Origin of the sequence: Parafrankia elaeagni, from assembly GCF_000374165.1 — a bacterium.
Classification (GTDB): Bacteria; Actinomycetota; Actinomycetes; order Frankiales; family Frankiaceae; genus Parafrankia; species Parafrankia elaeagni.
On record NZ_KB893714.1, the window covers coordinates 127,285 to 143,523 of the forward strand.

The following is a 16,239-nucleotide window of genomic DNA, read 5'->3' on the forward strand; positions in this document are numbered from 1 at the left end:
GACAAGCCGAAACGCCGCGTCTCCGGCAGCTGGTGGCCCCATGTCGGTGTCCTGACACGGATCCGATCGTCCCCAAGTTGACGCCTTTGATTATGTATGGGGACGGCTACCGACACGTCCTATAGCGTGATCGGGTTGGCGTGGCGGGGACGGAGGCCATGGGTAGCTCACTAGTACCAATCATGCTCATCGTGGTGCTGCTCGTGGGCGCCGTTGTCTTTGTGGTGCTCTCCAGTCGAGCCCCGCGCACCGGCTACGAGTCGGGGCGCCGGCGGACGCTGGAGACACGACGCGCCCGCAGGGGCGGCATTCCACTGCGGGACACCCCGCCCCCCGAACCACCGGACGGCGTCGGGCCGGATCTCCCGGCCGCTTCGGCCGCGCCCGTCGCCGCCGCCCCCGTGATCACAATGGCGGACGGGGGCGAGCCCGGCGGCGGATCCGACAGCGACCCCGGCGCGGCCGGCCCGGCCTGGGGCGACGGTACCGGATGGGTCGACTGGGACGGTGCGGAGGCCACCCAGGTCACCAGTCTGAGCGACCCCGGGGCCGACTCACCCGACGTGACCGGAGCCACAGCCGTGGGCGGGTATGCCGACACAGCCACCTCCGTGACAGACGGTGTGCCGGGGGCGGGTCACAATATCGGTGGCGCGTACCCAGCACGCGCCGGCACCGCCGCGGACCAGGCGGATACCCCGTACCACGGGGAGTACTTCGCCACCGGAGCCCAGACCGGTGAATCCCATGCCAACGCACACAGCAGGGACACCTCTATGAACGACAGCCGGGACCCGGATGCCACCGGGTGGACCCCGCCGCCCAGTGGCCGTCCGCACCACACCGAGGTGGACGACTCCGCCTACCGGTTGCCGATGGACGACCAGCCGGGCCTGAGCGGCTACAGCGGGCCGGCGTCCTACCCCGACCCCACGGCGGGTGAGACGCAGCGCGTCAGCGCCGGCCCGGACGGCCCGGACGCCCCCGGCCAGGCACCGACCTGGCCGGACCCGGCCTGGGGCGGTGCCGGCGCCGCCGGCGACACGGCGGCCACGGTGGCGGACACGGCCCTGTCGCCCGAGTCGGGAGCGGCCGGGATCGTGGCGCCCGAGCCGGCCCAGACCACCGCGCCCGCCCTGCGGCTCGCCGCCGCCGGCCGCACGCGGCGCGGCAAGCGCGGCGGTCCCAACGAGGACGCCTACGTGGTCTCCGACGGCCTGCTCGCGGTCTCGGACGGGGTCGGAGGCGAGGCCGCCGGCCAGATCGCCTCCACCCTGACGGTCACCACCGTCGCCGGCTTCCGCCCCCAGTACGCCCGGGACCCCGCCGACGGGCTCCGGCAGGCCGTCGCACGCGCCAACCAGGTGGTGCGGGAGAAACCCCGGGAGGAACCGGCCTGGCGGGGCATGGCGTGCACCCTCGACGTCGTCATCCTCGGGCGGCAGCAGTCCACCGGCGAGACGCTGTTCATCGCGCACGTCGGCGACAGTTCGGTGTGGCTGCAGCCGCGGAAGGGGCGCCCGCACCAGATCACCACCCCGCATGCGATCAAGAACGGCCCGCTGCTCAACGCGGTCGGTCTCGCGGACCACATCGAGGCCGACATCCTGCGTGAGCCGGTCCGGGCCGGCGACCGGGTCATCCTGGCCAGTGACGGCATCACCAAGGTGATGACCCCGGAGCAGCTGCTCGGGCTGATGGCCGAGCTCGGTGCCGAGCCGCCGGAGCGGGCCGCCGACGCTCTCGTGGAGGCAGCGCTGCTGGCCGGCGCGCGGGACGACACCACGATCGTGGTCGCTGACGTGGTCTCCGAGCCCGCCGCACGGTGACAGCTCGTTGGCCGGGGTGACCGGCGGGCTGGTCGGCCGGACGGGCCGGTGGCTGCGCCGGCACCTGCTCGGGCTGTTCGGGGTCCTCGGGCTGGTCGCGATGGTGCTGAGCCTGATCGGCACCTATCAGCACTTCGCGGCGACGCCGGAGACCTTCACCTGGGCCAACGTGGTCTTCTTCGCCTCCACCCTGTTCCTCGCGGACGGGACGATGTTCGAGGGCGGCGGGCAGTTCCCGCCCGCCCTGGAGGTGGCCCGCTTCCTCGCCCCGCTGGCGACCGCGGTCGGTGTCGCCGACGCCGTGAGCACCCTGTTCGCCCACCGGTTCGAGCGGTTCCGGGCCCGGCACGCGCGCCGGCACGTCGTCGTCTGCGGCAGTGGGCCGACCGCGTCCGCGCTGGTCGACAAGCTGGTCGGCAGCAACCGCGTGGTGCTGGTCGCCCAGGACGCCGGGCAGGAGTACCCGGACGCCGAGCGGCCCCCCAACCTGCTGCGGATCAACGGCGACCCGGTGGAGCGGATCGTTCTGCAGGGCGCCGGGATCGCGCGCGCCGACGTCGTCTACAGCTGTCTGGGCGACACGGCGTCCAACCTGGCGGTGACCCTCACCGCCAGGGGGGTGGTGCGGGCCGGGCGTACCCGGTACCGCCGCACCGCGGACGCCCGGGTGGACAACCCCCTGCGCTGCCTCGCCCAGGTCGGCGACCTGTCACTGCTGCCGCACCTGCGGGCCCGCCGGATCGGGCTGGAGAACGACCCCGGCTTCCGGCTCGACTTCTTCGCGATCGAGGTGCTCGGCGCGCATTCCCTGCTCAACAGCAATGCGCCGGCCTGGGCCCGGCCCAACCGGGCGCCCGATCTGCCCGCACGGCCGCCGCACCTGGTCGTGCTGGGGATGTCCGGCCTGGGCCTGGCGCTCGTGATGGAGCTCGCCCGGCGGTGGCGGGATTCCAGCGCCCCCGGCGATCCCCTGCTGCGCATCGTGCTGTCGGGGCGGGATGCCTCCGGGCACGCCGCCGCTATGCGCTCCCGCGAGCCGGCGCTGGCACGGGTCGAGCTGCTGGCCCACGACAGTGCGTCCGGGGAGCTGCCCACCGGTCTGATCCTCGCCCAGGACGGCCCGGGCGAGCCGCCGGAGTTCGTCTACGTGTGTCACCGTGACGAGGAGGAGGCCCTGCTGCGCGGGCTGGAGGTGCTGCGCGCGGTCGGCGCCACCGGCCTCGGCGAGCGCCGGACCAGGATCGTCGTGCGCACCGGCCGCCAGCGCAGCTTCGAGGACGTCTTCGGCTCCCGCAACCCGCCCGTCGACGAGGACCCGCTGCCGCTGGATGACAGCGGGCTGCTGGACAGCGTCCAGGGCGGGCTGCGTTTCTTCGCCGTGAACGATCAGGCACTGCCGCTGGACCCCGGCGCGAACGACCTCATCGAGCGGTTCGCCCAGATCATCCACGAGAAGTACCTGGCGAAGGAGCGGGCCGGCGGCGCGGCGATGGGCAGCCGGCGCAGCCTGCGTCCGTGGGAGGAGCTGGACCACGATCTCCAGGCGTCGAACCGGGCGCAGGCGATCGGCTACAGCGACGTCCTGCGGCGGCGGAACTGGATGCTGGTGCCGCTCGGCGAGCACGATCCGGAGTTCTCCTTCACCGCGGACGAGGTGGACCAGCTGGCGCGGGAGGAGCATCTGCGCTGGTGGCGGGAGCGGGAGAGCCGCGGAGTCCGGTACGGGCCGCTGGAGCTGGACGGCTCGGACCCGCGCCATCCCTCACTCGTCGACTGGGAGAACCTCTCCCGCGACGACCGGTTGCGCAGTGAGGCGGTCGTGCTCAACATGCCCGCCGTCCTGGCCGCCGCCGGGCTGGGCATCGTGCGGATGACCCCGCGGCCGCCGGACCCCGTCGCCTGAGCCATCAGTGCAGGCGCTGGTCGGCGGGGCAGTCGAGGGCGCTGGCGCGGGTCAGGCCGTCCACCGAGAGGCGGGCCGACAGCCGCACCGCGCCACTGGACTGGGTGAGGATGCCCGTCCACCCGCCCGCTGCCCGGAATACGCAGGCATCACCTTCAGTAATCTGCCAGTACGGCGTGTAGTGCACCAGGACGGTGGCGACGCCGGGGTGCGCGAACGACACCGCGACCGAGCTGACGTCCAGCTCGGTGAGGGTCGCCGGGCCGTGGACGAGGCCGGGGGAATCCCGGACCAGCCACACCGTCCAGTCGGCATTGCGCCAGGCGAGCTCCAGGTAGGGCAGCCCGGACCTCAGCAGCTCGGCCTCCGCGACACCGGCCGGGTCGAGCTCGACGTTCGGCAGCGCGACATACGTGACGCCGCGGGCGAGCAGCCATTCGTGGTAGGTCGCCGCCGACAGCGTCCCGTCGTAGAACAGGGCGTTGTACTTGCTGTCGAGCTGACGCAGCCAGCCACGGGTCATGGGTACCCGCGGCGGGACGTAGCGGGCCTCCCAGTGCGACCGGGTGAACGGGATCTCGACCCGCCCTCCCGGGACCGGGCTGTCGTTGTCCAGGTAGTCGAGCAGCTCCGTGTAGTAGTCGGGCGAGGCGGACGGGTCGCCGTGGGTCACCAGCGCCCCGTGGATGGGACCGATCTGCCAGGCGATCAGGGGGATCGAGGCGAGCGCGAGCGCGCGCGGCCGGCTGGCCAGGAACACCGCCGCGGCCGGCCCGGCGAGCATCGTCGCCGGGCGGGCGATGTTGCCCCCGATCTGCGTCGGGACGAAGAAGAAGACGATCGCCGAGGCCGCCCACAGCAGCAGGCCGTTGCGGACCGCCCGCTGCTCCCGGGGGACCAGGACGAGCCCCACCCCGATCAGTGTCAGCAGGGAGAGGAAGGTGACGGCCGGGAAGGGCTGGTAGCCCTCCTCCGGGAAGGCGAGCGCCACCGCGATCCCCGCGCCGGCTCCGAGGAACCCGACGAGCACCCGCCGCGGCAGGGTCCCGAGCAGCGCCAGCCCCACCATGAGGACGAATCCGGCGGCGAGCGGCGACGCGAGGGACGACAGCACCGCCCCCGCCCACACCAGCCGCACCCGCCGCTCCCGCGCGCCGACCAGCGCGAGCGCGCCGAACGCCATCCCGAGCGCGAACGGCATGCGGCCGACGACGAGGTTCGCCACCGTCGCGACCGCGAACCACACGAGCGCCAGATCGTGACCGCGCCGGGCACCGGGCCCGCGCAGCAGCCGGGTCACGACGACCGTCGACGCGATGCAGGCGAGCGCGCCGACGGTCTGGACGCCCAGCAGGGCGCCCAGCGGGGGAAAGAGCACACTGTAGCCGGGTATGGTGTGGCCGCCGTACCAACCGTCGTCCCACAGGACCGCGCCGCCGTGCTCGAAGAGCCAGACCCGATACTCCTGGGCAGGGGTGTCCGGCCCGGTGACACCGAGGCACACCGAGATCAGGCACAGCACCGCGGTGAGCAGCCAGGGCCGGCGCACGACCGCGGTTCCCAGGGCGGCGGCGCCCTCGGCCACCCGACTGCGGCGCCGAGGACCAACGGCGAGGCAGGAGGTCTGCGGGAGTGAGTCGCGGCGACGACCGTTCTCGCCGGCGGGGGTTCCGAGCGGCGGGTCAGGCGTCGCGAGCAGACCCACCCGTCACCTCCCCGCCCTCCGCGGCCGGCCCGTCCGGCACCACGACAGTCGACATCTTCACCGCGGGCACCGCGGGTGCGCGGACCGGCACGGACACGCCGCCTGGGCGTGGGATGTCATGGCTGATCGCAACCGGCACGATCGCCGCGAGCGCCGCCATGATCGGCGAGGCTCGGCTCGGCCCCCGGGATCCCCAGACAAGCGACCCGTCATCCTGGTGGGGAATTCTCCCATCCACGCCGCCTTCGGACACCGACAGGGGCGTGCTTGCGGCCACAGCGGCCGTGGCTGTGATCCTCCTGTGCCTGAGCTGGCTGCTTCTCCTGACCCGGGCGCTCCGCCACACGCTCCCCCCGCGTGCGGCCGCCATCGCCGCCCTCGCGTGGGCAACCCCGTTCGCGCTGGGACCGCCGCTGTTCAGCCGGGACGTCTATGCCTACGCCGCGCAGGGGGAGCTCGCCCGACACGGACTGGACCCGGCCACCCACGGCGTCAGCGCCCTGCTCGCGCGCGGCCCGACCGGAGAGATCTTCGTCGCCGCCGTGGATCCGCGCTGGCGCGAGACCCACGCCCCCTACGGCGGGCTGGGCGTCGGCGTCGAGCGGCTGGCCGCCACCCTCGGCGACCTCTTCGGCGCCGGCCCGGCCGGGGCGATCGCGGCGCTGCGTGTCGTCGCGGTGCTGTCGACCGCTGCTCTCGTCCTGCTCGCGCTGCGCCTCCTGCGCGCCCGGTGCCCGGCGCACGGCGCGGGCAGCCGCCTCGCGGTGGTGCTCGTTCTCCTCGCCGCCAACCCGTTCGTGATCATTCACCTGATCGGGGGCTCCCACCTGGACGCCCTCGCCGCCGCCCTGCTCGCCGGGGCGCTGGTGGCCGATCAGGCGAGGCGGGCCACGACGGGCACCGGCCGGGCACTGGACACCGGCCGGGCACTCAGCCTGGCGGCACTGGCCATGGTCCTCGCGTGCCTGGCCGGCAGCGTCAAAGCCACCGCCTTTCTCGGCGCCGGCTGGTTGCTCTTCGCCCATCTGCGGGACGCCCGGCGCGTCCGCGCGGCAGCGGCGGTTCTCGGCACCGACCTGATCGCCGGTTCCGCGGCACTGCTGGCCGCCATGGCCGCGGGCGGTTTCGGACCGACCTGGATCAGCGCCCTCGCCACCTCCGGCACTCTGGAGACCGGCGTCGCTCCCGCGTCGATGCTCGCGACCGGGCTGGCCGCGTCGGCGGGACTGGTCGGGCTGGACGTCGCCGACGGCACGGTGCTCGACGCGACCCGGGCCCTGACCCTGGCCCTGGCCGGCCTGATCGTCGTCTGGCTCGCGCTGCGGACCTGGCCGCATCCCCGCCCGCGCGACGGCCTGGCCGTCCTGGGATACGGCGGCATGGCCGTCGCGCTGGGATCCCCGGTGGTCTATCCGTGGTATCTCGCTCTGAGCGTGCCGTTCCTGGCCGTGCTCGTCGCGCTCGACCGGGCGGACCCGCCGCCGCACCGCGCCGGACCCGTGGTCTGGCTGGTCGTCGTCACGTCGGTGTGGCTGTGCGCCGCCACGCTGTCCCCGCTCGCCGCCACCTGGCGGCTGCTCGGGCGAGCCGGGCCGCTGCCGGTCGTCGCCGCGGTCGCGGTCGCGGCGCTGCTGGGCGGGATGGCGCTGGCAGCGGCGGGCTGGCCACGCTGGTCCGGAGCGCATACCAGGCGACGATGACCAGCAGGACGTTGCGCGCAAGCAGCAGCAGGCTGCCGACGACCCGGCCCTGAACCACATCGTTGTACCGCCACGGGTAGACGACCTGCGTCAGCACGGCGGCGACGGCGAGCAGCACCGCCGGGTCCATCGACCGGCCTCTTCCGCCCAGGCGGTCCGGCCGGACCGGCCGGACTGGCCGGACTGGCCGGACTGGTTCCGCGGAGCCGTCAGGAGTGAGCGCGACGCGGGCCGCGACCAGGACGAGCATCCAGATCAGGTACTGCGGGCTGAGTACGCGGGAGGTGACAGAAATGATCATCACCAGCGCGAGGGCCCGGCCGGCGGCGGCCGCGGCGGTGGGCTGCCCGACGTCCGACCCTGGCCGCCGCGCCCACCAGAACAGCACCGCGACCAGGATCAGGATCATCTCGACCACCGAGCAGGCGGTCGCGACGCCCCGGGCGATGGTTCCGCCGAACTGCAACGACCCGTGGGAGTACGCCGGCGCCTCCCCGGCCCCGAACATCCGGGCCACCACGAACGGTGTGGCCGGCACCGCCTCGATCTGCAGGCCCCGTGCGCTCTGGGCGCCGAGAAATCCGAGGGCGCCCCGCCACCACCCGGCGAGCACGAGGGCCACAGCCAGGCCCGCCACCACCGCGGCCCCACCGGCCGCGATCCGCCCGCCGCGTGCCAGGACATCCCCGCGCCGGCCCGCCAGGCCGCCACGGCCGAGCGCGACGAGCAACAGACCGGGCCACACCTTGACGGCCGCGCCCAGCGCCACCCAGCCGCCGAAACGGCCGGGGCGGGCGTCGAGCGCCAGCAGGGCGGCGAGGGCGGCGGCGGCCGGCACCAGATCGAAGCGGGCCACCGTGACCGGCCCCAGGGCCAGCGTGGTGAGCAGCCAGTAGCGCGCCGCGCGGTGGGAGCGGCGGGCGAGTGCCCAGGTCACGGCCGCGTCGACCGCGAGGATCAGCAGGAGGAACGAGACCTCGTAGGGGACACCGAGCCACTCGCGGGGTGCTCCGGGGAGCGCGAGCAGGACCGCGGCACCCGGCGGGTACTGCCACTTCTCGTCGCCGGGGACGGCCCCGTCATGAACGAGGATGCGGCCCCAGGCCCGGTAGAGATCAAGGTCGCCGCGCACGCTCTGCTGCGCCCCGAACACCTGGCCGTGCACCGCGAGGAGGAGCAGCAGGGCGCGGCTCAGGATCCACCCGGCAAGCAGCGGCCTGTCCCCGTAACCGTCCCGTGCTCGGCGCATCCCTCGGAAAGTACCGGCCATGGCGACGACCGCGGCACCGGCGTGGGAAAGTCATAGCTATGCGAGTACGCTTCGCCACCTAGCGTCACCGACAGCGCCGCGGAGGTGCTCTGTGATCCTCGGGACCGGTTCCGCCTGGGACACGGCGTGCGTGCAGCTCGCCGATGCGGCCCACCACCTGGGCCTGGACGACGGCATGCACGATCTGTTGCGGACCCCCCGCAGATCGATCACCGTCTCCGTCCCCCTGCTGCGCGACGACGGCCAGCTTCTCGTGCTGTCCGGCTACCGGGTCCAGCACAACCTCGCCCGCGGGCCGGCCAAGGGTGGCCTGCGCTACCACCCGGCCTGCGACCTGGACGAGGTCAAGGCCCTCGCCATGTGGATGACCTGGAAGTGCGCGCTGATGGGGATTCCCTACGGCGGAGCCAAGGGGGGCATCGCGGTCGAGCCCGGCCTGCTCTCCCGGCAGGAGCGGGAGCGGATGACCCGCCGCTACGCCGCCGAACTGGTGCCGCTGATCGGCCCGGACAAGGACATCCCCGCCCCTGACGTCGGCACCGACGAGCAGACCATGGCGTGGATCATGGACACCTACTCCACGCACACCGGTCACACCGCGCCCGGCGTGGTCACCGGCAAGCCGCTGTCGATCGGCGGCTCCGCGGGCCGGGCCGGCGCGACCAGCCGGGGCGTCCAGCTCGCCGCCTTCGCCGCACTCCGCGAGCTGAACAAGGACCCGCGGGAGACAACGGTCGCCGTCCAGGGATTCGGCAAGGTCGGCGCGCTCGCCGCCCAGTACCTGCATGACGCCGGCTGCCGGCTCGTCGCGGTGTCCGACGTCAAGGGGGGTGTCCACAACCGTGCCGGGCTGAACCCGACAGCGCTGATCCGCCACGTCGCCCGCGGGGGTGACACGGTCGTCGGCTACCCGGGCACCGACACGATCACCAATACCGAGCTGCTCGAACTGGACGTGGACATGCTGGTCCCCGCCGCCATGGAAGGTGTGATCAACTCCGGGAACGCGGACCGGGTGCAGGCACCACTGATCGTCGAGGGCGCGAACGGCCCGGTGACGGCGGAGGCCGACAAGGTCCTGGCCGGCAACGGCACCGTGATCGTGCCGGACATCCTCGCCAACGGCGGCGGGGTCGCGGTCTCCTACTTCGAGTGGGTGCAGGACATCCAGGCCTACTTCTGGTCCGAGGACCAGGTGAACGACCGGCTGCGCGAGCTGATGCAGCGCGCGTACCGGGAGGTCTCGGCGCTGGCCCGGGAGCGGCGGGTCAGCCTGCGTACCGCCGCGCACATCATCGGCGTCGCCCGCGTCGCCGAGGCGCATCGGACCCGGGGCCTCTATCCCTGAACTCCCCCGCCACCCGGGCGGCCAGCGCGAACAGGGCGTCCTCGTCGTCGGCCGGCGACGTCCGGTTGCGCCGCTGATGGCCGCAGCTCTCGCAGTGGTGGGTCAGAACGGTCTCCCGGGCCCGCAGCTCCACCGCCACCGGACGCATCAGCCCCTGGCAGGCCGCCGCGCGGTCGCCCGGGTGGACGTCAACATGGCGTGACCACAGGCAGGACGGGCAGTGGTTGGTGTAGCCGTTGCCGCGGACCGCGCGTCCGCAGACGAGGCAGGCGAAGTTCTCGGGCGTGCGGGCGAACCGCCGGCCGGAGACGTCATCAGGCGGCTGCACCCGTCAACGGTATGGGGCCCACGGACTTTCGGGTGTACGGACTTTCGGGTGTACGGACTTTCGGGCGCGCGTGACCGACGCGCCGGGTGTGTCCGCGGGACGAACGGGGATGTCGGGCCCAGGGGGTGAAATAGTGGGCGACGTGGACGTGGAGGGCCTGAGCGAGCGGGACGCCCGGGTGCTGGCCTTCGAGAAACTGCGCTGGCAGCACCCGGGAGCCAAGGACGCCGCCATCCGCGCCGAGTTCGGCCTGTCGTCGACCCGTTACTACCAGCTCCTGCACGTTCTGATCGACTCACCAGCCGCGCTGGCCACGGACCCGATGCTCGTCCGCCGGCTGCAGCGGCTGCGTGACGAACGCCGTCGCGCCCGCTCAGGCCCCCTGGACGGCGCCGGCGAACCCGGCCACGACGGTCCCGACGACGCCTGAGGAGAGCCCCGTGCCCAGTGGCTCCCACGACACCTTCCGGCACCGCGAAGGTGACCGCCTGCGCATGGCGGCTGCCACCGCCGTAGCCGTGCTGGCCGTACTGGCCGGCATCCTGCTGGTGAACCTGTTCAACGGCCCGCCCGACTCCGACCCGGACGACGCCGCCCCACCCCCGCCCGCCGTCGCGGACACCCCGTCACAGCCGTCGACGCCGCCACAGACCCCGACGCGGTCCCCGACGCCGACCGCCGTCCCGACGCCGCCGCCGTCGCCCATGCCGCAGTCCGCTCCGGCGGCTCCGGCGGCTCCGCGGGTCTTCGCCCCTGTCGTCGTGCTGAACAACTCCCGGATCAAGGGCCTCGCCGACGACGCCGCCGACCGGGTGGAGGCGGCCGGCTTCCGGGTCGAACGGGTCGGAAACTACCTCTCCAGGTACAACGTTCCCGTATCGACCGTCTTCTACGATCCCGAGGACGCCGACGCCGCCCGCACCCTGCTGGAGACCGTTCCCGGAGTCGAGCGCATGGTTCCCCGCGAGGAGACGAGGATCATCGAGACGGACACGCTCATCCTGGTCGTCACCCGGGACTTCCCGGCCGGCAACCAGCCCTGACGGCAGCCCACCAGCCACTCACCCCTCACGTGACCGGGGAAGGGACCGTGACCGAACCCTCGCCACCCGCCCGTGCCGGCTCTCCAGCCACCGTCGAGCCCACTCCGACCCCGCGCACCCCTGCCGGCGGCGCGGGCCTGGCCGCGCTGCTCACGGCCCCGGAGAAGGCTCTGGTCGCCCTCGACTACGACGGCACCCTCGCGCCGATCGTCTCCCGGCCCGGTGACGCGGTCCCCGCCCCCGGTGCCATGGCCGCGCTGCGCCGGATCGCCCGTCGGGTCGGCACCCTGGCGATCATCACCGGCCGCCCGGTGGAGGCCGTCCTCGAACTCACCGAGGCCGAGCGGTTCACCGACCTGGAACGGCTGGTCGTCCTGGGCCAGTACGGCCTGCAACGGTGGGACGCCCAGACCGGGCAGACCGTCGGTCCCGAGCCGCTGCCCGGGGTCACCGCCCTGCGCGGCGCGCTGGCCCAGGCCCTGCTCGACGCCCCCGCCGGGACGTCCGTCGAGGACAAACGGCACGCCCTGGTCGTCCACGTGCGGCGCACCGCCGACCCGGACGCGGCACTCGCCGCGCTCACGCCTGCCCTCAGCCGGCTCGCGCAGGAACACGGGCTGGAGGCGGCGCCCGGCAAACGGGTCCTGGAACTGCGCCCACCGGGGCACGACAAGGGCGGGGCGCTGCGCACACTGGTCGCGCAGCGCCACGCCCGGTCGGTGCTGGTGGCCGGCGACGACCTCGGTGACCTCCCGGCCTTCGAGGCCGTCGACGAGCTGCGGGCCGGCGGCATCGGCGGGATCACCGTGTGCAGTGACAGCCCCGAGGTGCCGGAGGTGCTGCGTTCCCGCGCTGACCTGGTGGTCGGCGGGCCCGCCGGCATGGTCACGCTGCTGGAGGTCCTGGCCGACCGCATCGGGGCCTGATCCAGTGCCGTGACCGGCGCTAGGGGCCCGAGCGGATCTCCGCGAGCTGTGCGCCGAACCAGGCGCTGGGCGGCAGCGCGCCGGCGACGGTGGCGAGCCGCCCGGCCCGGGCACGCCGCTCGGCCGGGGGCATCGTCAGCCCCGCGTGCATCGCGTCCGCGGTGGCGGTCACGTCGTACGGGTTCACCACGAGGGCGTCGGCGGCCATCTCCGAGCAGGCACCTGCCTCCCGGGAGAGGACGAGCACGGCGCCCTCGGCCGAGACGACCATCCCCTCCTTGGCGACCAGGTTCATCCCGTCCCGGATCGGGTTCACCACCAGCACGTCGGCGAGGGTCATGGCGGCCAGGGACCGCGGGAAGTCGTCACTGATCTCCAGGTGCACCGGCAGCCAGGTGTCGGTGCCGAACTCGTCCTCGATCTCGGCGGCGAGCCGCTGCACGGCCGCTGTGTACTCGCGGTACTCCGGCAGGTCGTGCCGGGACGGGTAGGCGCACACGAGGTGCATGACCCGCCCGTGCCACTCGGGGTGCGCGCGCAGGAACTCGCGGTAGGCGTCCAGGCCGCGGACGATGTTCTTCGACAGCTCGGTGCGATCGACCCGGACCACCAGGCGGCAGTCCCCCGCCAGCTCCCGCAGCTCGGCCGCGCGGGCGCGGACGTCCGGACGGGAGGCGCGGTCCCGCAGCTCGGGGGCGTCCACGCCGAGTGGGTACAGGCTCGTCCGCACCGAACGGCCGCCGGCCGAGACGGTGTCACCCTCGATCCGGGCGCCGAGGATCTCCGCACAGCAGTCCCGGAACGCCGCCGCCCAGGCCGGGGCGAGGAAGCCGAGACGGTCGGCGCCGAGCATGCCCGCCAGGATGGCGGCGGCGACGCTGTCCGGCAGCATCCGGAAGTACTCCGGCGGCGACCACGGGGTGTGGCTGAAGTGCGCGATGCGCAGATCCGGCCGGATCTGGCGCAGCAGAGCCGGCACCAGTGTCAGGTGGTAGTCCTGCACGAGCACGCACGCCCCCGGAGCGGCCTGCTCGGCGAGCGCCTCGGCGAAGGCGCTGTTGTAGTGCTCGTAGGCGGCCCAGTCCCGCCGGAACGACGCGCCGAAACTCGGTTCCATCGACGGCGAGTGCAGCAGGTGCAGGACGAACCAGAGCGTCCGGTTCGCGACCGCGTTGTAGGCACGGTCGAACAGCACCCGGTCCAGGTCGAGCATCTTCACCGAGGCGCCACCGGTGTCGAAACCGACCTGGTCGAGACGCCCACCCGGCGCCGAGCGGGCGGCCCGCCGGTCGGCTTCACTGAGCGCCGTGCAGACCCACAGCAGCTCGCCGTCGCCGTCCGGCGTGTCCTGCACGACCTGGGCGAGGCCGCTGACCAGCCCACCGCCGCCGCGCCGCGCAAGCAGCTCGCCGTCGCCCCCGATGGCGAAGGACACCGGCCCCCGGTTCGACGCGACCAGCAGTTCCGCCTGGGACGAACGCTCACCCCCCGGCGCCGCGAGCTCCCCGATGCCCGGCATGTGACGCACACAGCGGAGCGTAGGCCATCGGGTGCCGTGCTGTGGCGTCATCCGGTCAGGGAGCGGCGATGGCGCCGCGCACGGCGCTCGCCCAGCCGAGCCCGACCGAGCCGGCTTCCAGCACCACGTTGGTGTGCCCGGTGAGCAGCGCCGCGATGTCCGGATGGCGGATCGCGTTGGCCACCAGGTGCATCCGGCCCACCGAGCGGGCCATCTCCAGGTCGCTGGCCGAGTCACCGATGGCGATCGCCTCGGTCGGGTCGAGCCCGCGCCGCTTGAGGTCGTAGGCCACGGCCTCTCCCTTGCTGACCCCGTCCGGCACCAGGTGGTACACGTGCGGGACCACGTCGAGATCGGGCATGTTCGCCTGCGCGATGAGACCGTTGTCACGCATGCTCAGCCACCCGAAGCCCGTCTCGGTGAGCCAGGCGTCGACCTCGGCGACATCGATCCGGCCACGGAGCATGACGTCGATCTCGCGGCCGGCGTGCCACGGTGTGTGCAGCTCCAGCCGATCCGGGTGCAGCCCGATCAGCTCGTCCAGCAGGCTCTCGGGCACCCGCTCGTACGACTCCGGCATCGCGCCGCGCAGGATCTCGCTCTCGATCAGTCGTTCGCCGTTCCAGCCGATGATCGCGCCCATCTCACCGATGAACCCGTCCGCACCGAAGATGCCGGCGGCCTCCACCAGCTGCGGCCTGGTCCGCCCGGAGACCAGGACGAGGGCGATGCCCGCGTCGAGCAGCTCCACGAGCGCGCGGGCCGGCTCCAGGGTCGTCGGGCCCCCTTCCGCTCGGAAGAAGCAGCCGCGCGGACCGACCATCGTTCCATCAAGATCGGTGTAGACGACACGTACTGTCACGCTACGGTCTCCCTGTGGTGGGTCCGACGGGTCACAGGCCTATAGGCAACAGCATGCGACAGCCGCCGGGGGCACTGATGCGGGCCCGGCGACGACAGGTACGTGACAGCGATCCGACCGGAGAAACTACGATGCACGTCCGCCTGCACGCGGACTACAGTACGGACAGACAACTTCATCTGGCTCATCCAGAGGGGCAGAGGGAACGGCCCAGCGAAGCCCCGGCAACCACCGACGCATCCCTGCGCGGCAGGTGCTAATTCCGACCCGGGGCGCACGCCGGCGCCCGGGAAAGATGAGGAGTTCCCGCATGACTCTCGCGCCCGAGCGCGCCTCTCTCCCGAGCGCGGAAGCCGCGAATCCTGCCGTTTCGCTCTCCTGTCGGCACTGCGGAGCCACCTACCCGCTGTCCCCCACCCATGTCTGCATCGAGTGCTTCGCCCCCCTCGAGATCGCCTACGACGAGGACCGGCTGCGTACGGTCACCCGGGAGTCGATCGAGGCCGGGCCGCGCAACCTGTGGCGTTACGTGGGCCTGCTGCCCGCCGGGCACGTCGCCCAGCGGCGGGTCTCCCTCGACGCCGGCTGGACGCCGCTGCGCCCCGCGCCACGCCTCGCCGCCGCGCTGGGGATGCGCACCCTGTGGGTGAAGGACGACAGCGCGAACCCGACCCACTCCTTCAAGGACCGGGTCGTCTCGGTGGCGCTGACCGCCGCCCGCGAACTGGGCTTCACCACCGTCGCCTGCGCCTCGACCGGCAACCTCGCCCAGTCCGTCGCCGCGCACGCGGCGTCCGCCGGGCTACGGTCCGTCGTGCTCGTCCCGCACGACCTGGAGGCCGGCAAGACCGTGTCCACCGCGGTCTACGGCGGCGCCCTGGTCGCCGTCAAGGGCAACTACGACGACGTGAACCGCCTGTGCAGCGAGCTCGCCGGCGAGTACGAGTGGGCGTTCGTGAACGTCAACGTCCGGCCGTTCTACGCCGAGGGTTCGAAGACCCTCGGCTACGAGGTGGCCGAGCAGCTCGGCTGGCGGCTCCCCGGCCAGGTCGTGATCCCGATCGCCTCCGGTTCGCTGCTCACCAAGGTCGACAAGGCCTTCGGGGAGCTCGGCCGGCTCGGCCTCGTCGAGCCCACCCCGTACAAGGTCTTCGGAGCCCAGGCCGCCGGCTGCAACCCGGTGGCGTCCGCCTTCGCCCGGGGCGTCGACACGGTCGCTCCGGTGAAGCCCTCGACGATCGCCAAGTCGCTGTCGATCGGCAACCCGGCGGACGGCCCGTACGCCCTCGATGTGGCCCGCCGCACCGGCGGGGCCATCACCGACGTCACCGACGAGCAGATCGTCGACGGCATCCGCCTGCTGGCCCGCACCGAGGGGATCTTCGGCGAGACCGCGGGCGGCGTCACTGTCGCCTGCCTGCGCCGCCTGCTGGACGAGGGGCGCCTCGACCCTGACGTCGAGACCGTCGTCTACAACACCGGCGACGGCCTCAAGACCCTCGACCCCCTCGTGCCCACCGGCGGCCCGACCGCGACGATTCCCCCTTCCCTCGCCGCCTTCGAGGCCGCGGGGCTGGGTGACTAGCCGGGTCTTCCGCACATGGGGATTCGATGCTTCGACCTGCCTGACTGGTGATCAAGGTGGTCGGGTCGGGTCGACGCCGAGGATGTCGAGGATGTCGAGGAGGTCGAGGAGGTGTTGGTGAAGGTGTGGTGGGCGGGGGATGTAGGCGGGCTGGCCGTCGCGCGCGGGCATGAGGCGCAGCGTGTTGAGCGCGCCGAGGACGAGTGCGCCGGTGGGGCGGG

At 73.2% G+C, this 16,239-nt stretch carries 13 protein-coding genes, 1 pseudogene and 1 riboswitch; of the genes and pseudogenes, 8 read left to right on the plus strand and 6 right to left on the minus strand.

Annotated features, from left to right (window positions below; all coding sequences use genetic code 11):
- Nucleotides 1-158 precede the first annotated feature (158 nt).
- The gene (locus tag B207_RS0109435) at nucleotides 159-1,829 is read left to right on the plus strand and encodes a protein phosphatase 2C domain-containing protein (protein ID WP_026310873.1); all 1,671 of its coding nucleotides are present in this window, start codon (nucleotides 159-161) and stop codon (nucleotides 1,827-1,829) included.
- A 16-nt stretch (nucleotides 1,830-1,845) separates the two neighbouring features.
- Nucleotides 1,846-3,732, plus strand: a complete 1,887-nt coding sequence (locus tag B207_RS0109440; RefSeq protein ID WP_018636282.1) for an NAD-binding protein — start codon at nucleotides 1,846-1,848, stop codon at nucleotides 3,730-3,732.
- Nucleotides 3,733-3,736: 4 nt separating this feature from the next.
- Here the strand turns inward: B207_RS0109440 and B207_RS0109445 are convergent, their stop codons facing one another.
- Nucleotides 3,737-5,437, minus strand: a complete 1,701-nt coding sequence (locus B207_RS0109445) for a membrane protein (protein ID WP_018636283.1) — start codon at nucleotides 5,435-5,437, stop codon at nucleotides 3,737-3,739.
- Nucleotides 5,415-5,597 carry a hypothetical protein gene (locus B207_RS38135; RefSeq protein WP_084692066.1) on the minus strand — a complete coding sequence of 61 codons (183 nt, stop codon included), beginning with the start codon at nucleotides 5,595-5,597 and terminating at the stop codon, nucleotides 5,415-5,417. Before B207_RS38135 ends, B207_RS0109445 begins: the two co-directional genes overlap by 23 nt.
- Before the next feature lie 103 nt (nucleotides 5,598-5,700).
- Here B207_RS38135 and mptB point away from each other — a divergent pair, with 103 nt between their 5' ends.
- Nucleotides 5,701-7,137, plus strand: coding sequence for a polyprenol phosphomannose-dependent alpha 1,6 mannosyltransferase MptB (gene mptB, locus B207_RS40560; RefSeq protein WP_407671387.1), 1,437 nt, complete (start codon nucleotides 5,701-5,703; stop codon nucleotides 7,135-7,137).
- 358 nt (nucleotides 7,138-7,495) lie between these two features.
- On the opposite strand, the pseudogene B207_RS42785 reads toward mptB, so the two are convergent.
- Nucleotides 7,496-8,407 (minus strand): annotated as a pseudogene (locus B207_RS42785) (glycosyltransferase 87 family protein); the annotation flags it as partial.
- A gap of 91 nt (nucleotides 8,408-8,498) precedes the next feature.
- On the opposite strand from B207_RS42785, the gene B207_RS0109460 reads away from it, so the two are divergent.
- On the plus strand, nucleotides 8,499-9,755 hold the full coding sequence (locus tag B207_RS0109460; RefSeq protein WP_018636286.1) for a Glu/Leu/Phe/Val family dehydrogenase: 1,257 nt from the start codon (nucleotides 8,499-8,501) through the stop codon (nucleotides 9,753-9,755).
- Here the strand turns inward: B207_RS0109460 and B207_RS0109465 are convergent.
- Nucleotides 9,700-10,083 carry an RNHCP domain-containing protein gene (locus B207_RS0109465; protein WP_018636287.1) on the minus strand — a complete coding sequence of 128 codons (384 nt, stop codon included), beginning with the start codon at nucleotides 10,081-10,083 and terminating at the stop codon, nucleotides 9,700-9,702. The two genes, B207_RS0109460 and B207_RS0109465, sit on opposite strands and share 56 nt — an antisense overlap.
- A gap of 133 nt (nucleotides 10,084-10,216) precedes the next feature.
- Here B207_RS0109465 and B207_RS0109470 point away from each other — a divergent pair, with 133 nt between their 5' ends.
- From B207_RS0109470 to otsB, 3 genes are read left to right on the plus strand one after another with little or no spacing between them, the layout of a single operon-like run.
- Nucleotides 10,217-10,513 carry a DUF3263 domain-containing protein gene (locus B207_RS0109470; RefSeq protein ID WP_018636288.1) on the plus strand — a complete coding sequence of 99 codons (297 nt, stop codon included), beginning with the start codon at nucleotides 10,217-10,219 and terminating at the stop codon, nucleotides 10,511-10,513.
- Between the two features lie 10 nt (nucleotides 10,514-10,523).
- Complete coding sequence (locus B207_RS0109475; protein WP_018636289.1) at nucleotides 10,524-11,126, plus strand: LytR C-terminal domain-containing protein; 603 nt, start codon at nucleotides 10,524-10,526, stop codon at nucleotides 11,124-11,126.
- A 47-nt stretch (nucleotides 11,127-11,173) separates the two neighbouring features.
- The gene (gene otsB, locus B207_RS0109480; RefSeq protein WP_026310874.1) at nucleotides 11,174-12,052 is read left to right on the plus strand and encodes a trehalose-phosphatase; all 879 of its coding nucleotides are present in this window, start codon (nucleotides 11,174-11,176) and stop codon (nucleotides 12,050-12,052) included.
- A 19-nt stretch (nucleotides 12,053-12,071) separates the two neighbouring features.
- Here the strand turns inward: otsB and B207_RS0109485 are convergent, their stop codons facing one another.
- Both B207_RS0109485 and B207_RS0109490 read right to left on the minus strand, forming a co-directional pair.
- Nucleotides 12,072-13,571, minus strand: coding sequence for an alpha,alpha-trehalose-phosphate synthase (UDP-forming) (locus tag B207_RS0109485; RefSeq protein ID WP_018636291.1), 1,500 nt, complete (start codon nucleotides 13,569-13,571; stop codon nucleotides 12,072-12,074).
- 55 nt (nucleotides 13,572-13,626) lie between these two features.
- Entirely contained in the window at nucleotides 13,627-14,433 is an 807-nt protein-coding gene (locus tag B207_RS0109490; protein WP_026310875.1) for an HAD family hydrolase, read from the minus strand.
- Nucleotides 14,434-14,614: 181 nt separating this feature from the next.
- Nucleotides 14,615-14,735, plus strand: a riboswitch (SAM riboswitch).
- Nucleotides 14,736-14,743: 8 nt separating this feature from the next.
- Between B207_RS0109490 and thrC the strand changes: the two genes are divergently transcribed.
- On the plus strand, nucleotides 14,744-16,018 hold the full coding sequence (thrC, locus tag B207_RS0109495) for a threonine synthase (RefSeq protein ID WP_018636293.1): 1,275 nt from the start codon (nucleotides 14,744-14,746) through the stop codon (nucleotides 16,016-16,018).
- Nucleotides 16,019-16,239 lie beyond the last annotated feature (221 nt).

What these genes read in the sequence shown, in the direction of transcription:
- B207_RS0109435 (WP_026310873.1), top strand. Translation starts at nt 159, where the DNA reads ATGGGTAGCTCACTAGTACCAATCATGCTCATCGTGGTGCTGCTCGTG.
- B207_RS38135 (WP_084692066.1), bottom strand. Translation starts at nt 5,597, where the DNA reads ATGGCGGCGCTCGCGGCGATCGTGCCGGTTGCGATCAGCCATGACATC.
- B207_RS0109485 (WP_018636291.1), bottom strand. Translation starts at nt 13,571, where the DNA reads ATGCCGGGCATCGGGGAGCTCGCGGCGCCGGGGGGTGAGCGTTCGTCC.
- thrC (WP_018636293.1), top strand. Translation starts at nt 14,744, where the DNA reads ATGACTCTCGCGCCCGAGCGCGCCTCTCTCCCGAGCGCGGAAGCCGCG.